We start from the raw sequence: 3,909 nt of genomic DNA on the forward strand, positions 1-3,909 counted from the left end.
GCGCGCGTCCCCCCGGTCGCGCGGCCGGGGCCGGCGGCATCCCGGCGCCCGACGGCCCCGCGCGGAGTGCCTCCGCCCGGTGTTCACCCGATCGGGCCACCGGGTGTGGCGCCGGTTGCCCCCGACGGCGGACGCTCACTCCTCGATCGCACCGCCGGTCGCCCGCAGGTGCTCCCGGAAGGTCAGCTCCGGGTGCACCCCGCGGGCCACCAGGTACCGGGCGAAGCCGGTCTGCTCGCGCAGCGACGTACCGGTCCGCATCGCTTCGGCCTGCCGCTGCTCGATGTCGCGGATGCCCTCGGCTGCGGTCGTGACCGCGTCGGCGTCGGCCCGCGGCAGGAAGACCACCCCGTCGCGGTCACCGACGGCCACGTCGTCCGCCGTGACGGTCCACAGCCCGACCTGCGCCAGTTCCAGGCCGTCCGGGTGCCGCGTGCCGACCCGCAGCGGCCCCGCCGGGGTGGCGCCGAGGGAGAGGACGGGCAGCCCGATCCGCAGCAGTTCCGCGGTGTCGCGGTGCAGCCCCCAGACGACGATGCCGGCCAGGCCGGCCCGCTGCGCCTCCAGCACCACGAGGTCCCCGATGCACGCCTCGTCGAGCCGGCCCGCGTTGTCGATCACCATGACGTCGCCCGGCCGCGCCCCGTCCAGGGCCTCCAGGAAGATGTCCACGCTCCCGACGTGACGCACCGGCAGCACCCGCCCCGCACAGCGCATCGCGCCCGACAGCACCCCCAGCCCGGCGGGCCCGCACCGCACCGGGACGCCGAGCCGGACGCACGCGTCGGCGAGGTGCGCGGTGGACAGGCCGGACAGGGCCCGGATCAGTTGCTCGTCGCTCATCTGGCTCGCTCCGAATCCCCGTGCCCCGTCGGGCCGGACACGGGCTGCCGGGCGTCGGCAGCCCACCGGGCAGTCTGCTGCGCCCGGACGGGCCGGGGCAAGGACGACACCCGCTCCGGGGAGCCTCAGCGGCCGCCGAACCCCTCGTCGCTGGAGACCACTTCGCGCCCCAGCGGCATCAGCGAGATCGGGATCATCTTCAGGTTCGCCCAGCCGAACGGGATCCCGATGATCGACAGGAACAGCGGGATGCTGGTCACCAGGTGCCCGATCGCCAGCCACCAGCCCGCGAACACCAGCCAGATCACGTTGCCGACGAAGGACGGGGCCCCCGCGTCCGGCTTCTCGACCGTCGTCCGGCCGAACGGCCACAGGACGTAGCCGGCGATCCGGAAGGAGGCGATGCCGAAGGGGATCGTGATGATCAGCACGCAGCAGATGATCCCGGCGACGGCGTAGGCGATGGCCATCCAGATGCCGCAGAAGAGCAGCCAGATGACGTTCAGGATGAACCCGATTACCTTCATGCCGTCCAGCCTGCCACGCATCCGGTGCCGTCGCCCCGGCACGCGGGGGTTTCGGGGCCCGGCGGGGAGGGACGTCAGTGGAGCGCCTCGCGGGCGTTCTGCAGGCGGTCGAGTTCGGCGATCTCGGGGTGGTGCAGGTCGAAGGCGGGCGACTCGGAGCGGATCCGCGGGAGGGTGACGAAGTTGTGCCGCGGCGGCGGGCAGGAGGTCGCCCACTCCAGCGAGCGGCCGTAGCCCCAGGGGTCGTCCTCGGTGACCTTCTCGCCGTACCTGGCGGTCTTCCAGACGTTGTAGAGGAACGGCAGGGTGGAGAGGCCGAGCAGGAACGAGCCGACGGTCGAGACGGTGTTCAGGGTGGTGAAGCCGTCCGAGGCCAGGTAGTCGGCGTAGCGGCGGGGCATGCCCTCCGCGCCGAGCCAGTGCTGGACCAGGAAGGTCGCGTGGAAGCCGATGAAGAGCGTCCAGAAGTGGATCTTCCCGAGCTGCTCGTCGAGCATCCTGCCGGTCATCTTCGGCCACCAGAAGTGGAAGCCGGCGAACATCGCGAAGACGACGGTGCCGAAGACCACGTAGTGGAAGTGGGCGACGACGAAGTACGAGTCCGAGACGTGGAAGTCGATCGGCGGGGAGGCCAGCAGGACGCCCGTCAGGCCGCCGAACAGGAAGGTCACCAGGAAGCCGACCGTCCAGAGCATCGGCGTCTCGAAGCTCAGCGAGCCCCGCCACATGGTGCCGATCCAGTTGAAGAACTTCACGCCCGTCGGCACCGCGATCAGCAGTGTCATGATCGAGAAGAACGGCAGCAGCACCTGGCCGGTGACGAACATGTGGTGCGCCCAGACGGTGATCGACAGGCCGGTGATGGCGATGGTGGCCGCGATCAGGCCGCTGTAGCCGAAGATCGGCTTGCGGCTGAAGACCGGGATGATCTCGGTGACGATGCCGAAGAACGGCAGCGCGATGATGTAGACCTCGGGGTGGCCGAAGAACCAGAAGAGGTGCTGCCAGAGCAGCGCTCCGCCGTTCGCCGGGTCGAAGACGTGGGCGCCGAACTTGCGGTCCGCCTCCAGCGCCAGCAGGGCGGCGGCCAGCACGGGGAAGGCGAACAGCACCAGGACGCTGGTCAGCAGGATGTTCCAGACGAAGATCGGCATCCGGAACAGCGTCAGGCCGGGCGCGCGGAAGCAGATGATCGTGGTGATGAAGTTGACCGAGCCCATGATCGTGCCGAAGCCGGAGAGCGTCAGGCCCATGATCCACAGGTCGCCGCCGATGCCCGGCGAGTGGATCGCGCTGTTCAGCGGCGCGTAGGCGAACCAGCCGAAGTCGGCCGCGCCGTCCGGGGTCAGGAAGCCGGCGACGGCGATCAGGGAGCCGAACAGGTAGAGCCAGTAGGCGAGCATGTTCAGCCGCGGGAACGCCACGTCGGGCGCGCCGATCTGCAGCGGCATGATCCAGTTCGCGAAGCCCGCGAACAGCGGCGTCGCGAACATCAGCAGCATGATCGTGCCGTGCATCGTGAACAGCTGGTTGAACTGCTCGTTCGACATCAGCTGAAGGCCCGGCCGGGCCAGCTCCGCCCGCATCAGCATCGCCATCACCCCGCCGAACAGGAAGAAGGCGAACGCGGTCGTCATGTAGAGCGTGCCGATCCGCTTGTGGTCCGTGGTGGTCAGCCACGACACCAGCACCCGGCCGCGGCGGGCCCGGCGGGCGGGGTCGCGGTGCGGGCGGCGCGGCCTGAGCGGCGCTCGCCGTGCCACCTCGGTCCTCGGCAGAAGGGTCACCGCAGCACACCTCTCGGGCCAGGGATCCGGACCCTGCCGGGGCGCCCCGGCCCGGCGGCCGGGTAGTCGGTCAACCACTACCAGTGACGACGGGCGCGAGGGCACGGCTCGCCCCGCCGGGCGCCCGGCGTTCACCCGAACAGGCGCCCGCCGGTTGCGGGCCTCCCCGGCCCGGCGGACGGTCGAGATCCCACCCGCCTCGCACCCGTACGCCTGGAGGAGCCCCATGAGCAACACGACGCCGACGCCCGAACCGCAGCCCTGGCGGGCCGGACCGACCGCACCGGCCACCGGGGCGAACAGCGGGTGGGTCACCGGCATGGTGCTCTTCGCGGCCGTGCTGATGATGCTGAACGGCCTGATGGACGTGTTCCGCGGCATCATGGCGGTCGCCAAGGACGACGTCTTCGTGTCGACGCCGAACTACGTCTTCCAGTTCGACCTGACCGCCTGGGGCTGGATACACATGGCCATCGGCGTGCTGCTCGCCGTCACCGGTTTCTTCCTGCTCAGGGGCGCCCAGTGGGCCCGCTTCGCCGGTATCCTCCTGGCCTCGCTGAGCGCCATGGAGAGCTTCCTCGCGCTGCCGTACTACCCGCTGTGGTCCCTGGTGGTCATCGCCCTGGACGTCTTCGTGATCTGGGCGCTCTGCGTCTACCGCCCGGACCAGGAGCCGCTGGTCTGACCGCCCGCCCGGGCCCGGTCATCCGAGCCCGAGCGTTCGAGCCCGAGCGTCCGGGGCCGCGCCGATC

4 protein-coding genes are annotated in these 3,909 nt (G+C 70.8%); 1 reads left to right on the forward strand and 3 read right to left on the reverse strand.

The genetic code is table 11. From position 1 onward, the window contains the following. Window positions 1-135 precede the first annotated feature (135 nt). The 3 genes from ACFUK0_RS39735 to ctaD all read right to left on the reverse strand — a co-directional run bounded on the left by ACFUK0_RS39735 (window position 136) and on the right by ctaD (window position 3,148). Window positions 136-843, reverse strand: coding sequence for an RraA family protein (locus ACFUK0_RS39735; RefSeq protein WP_380258888.1), 708 nt, complete (start codon window positions 841-843; stop codon window positions 136-138). A 125-nt stretch (window positions 844-968) separates the two neighbouring features. Next, window positions 969-1,370: a YccF domain-containing protein gene (locus tag ACFUK0_RS39740; protein WP_380258890.1), complete on the reverse strand. Its 402-nt coding sequence runs from the start codon at window positions 1,368-1,370 to the stop codon at window positions 969-971. Between the two features lie 74 nt (window positions 1,371-1,444). Then, a complete protein-coding gene (ctaD, locus tag ACFUK0_RS39745) occupies window positions 1,445-3,148 on the reverse strand; it encodes a cytochrome c oxidase subunit I (protein ID WP_380258894.1) in 1,704 nt (567 codons plus the stop codon). Window positions 3,149-3,383: 235 nt separating this feature from the next. On the opposite strand from ctaD, the gene ACFUK0_RS39750 reads away from it, so the two are divergent. Beyond that, complete coding sequence (locus tag ACFUK0_RS39750; RefSeq protein ID WP_380258892.1) at window positions 3,384-3,842, forward strand: hypothetical protein; 459 nt, start codon at window positions 3,384-3,386, stop codon at window positions 3,840-3,842. Window positions 3,843-3,909: the final 67 nt, after the last annotated feature.

This window comes from Kitasatospora sp. NPDC057223 (assembly GCF_042669755.1).
Taxonomy (GTDB): domain Bacteria; phylum Actinomycetota; class Actinomycetes; order Streptomycetales; family Streptomycetaceae; genus Kitasatospora.

Excerpts from the sequence above, each read along its gene's own strand:
- ACFUK0_RS39750 (WP_380258892.1), top strand. The coding sequence starts at position 3,384 with ATGAGCAACACGACGCCGACGCCCGAACCGCAGCCCTGGCGGGCCGGA.
- ACFUK0_RS39735 (WP_380258888.1), bottom strand. The coding sequence starts at position 843 with ATGAGCGACGAGCAACTGATCCGGGCCCTGTCCGGCCTGTCCACCGCG.
- ACFUK0_RS39740 (WP_380258890.1), bottom strand. The coding sequence starts at position 1,370 with ATGAAGGTAATCGGGTTCATCCTGAACGTCATCTGGCTGCTCTTCTGC.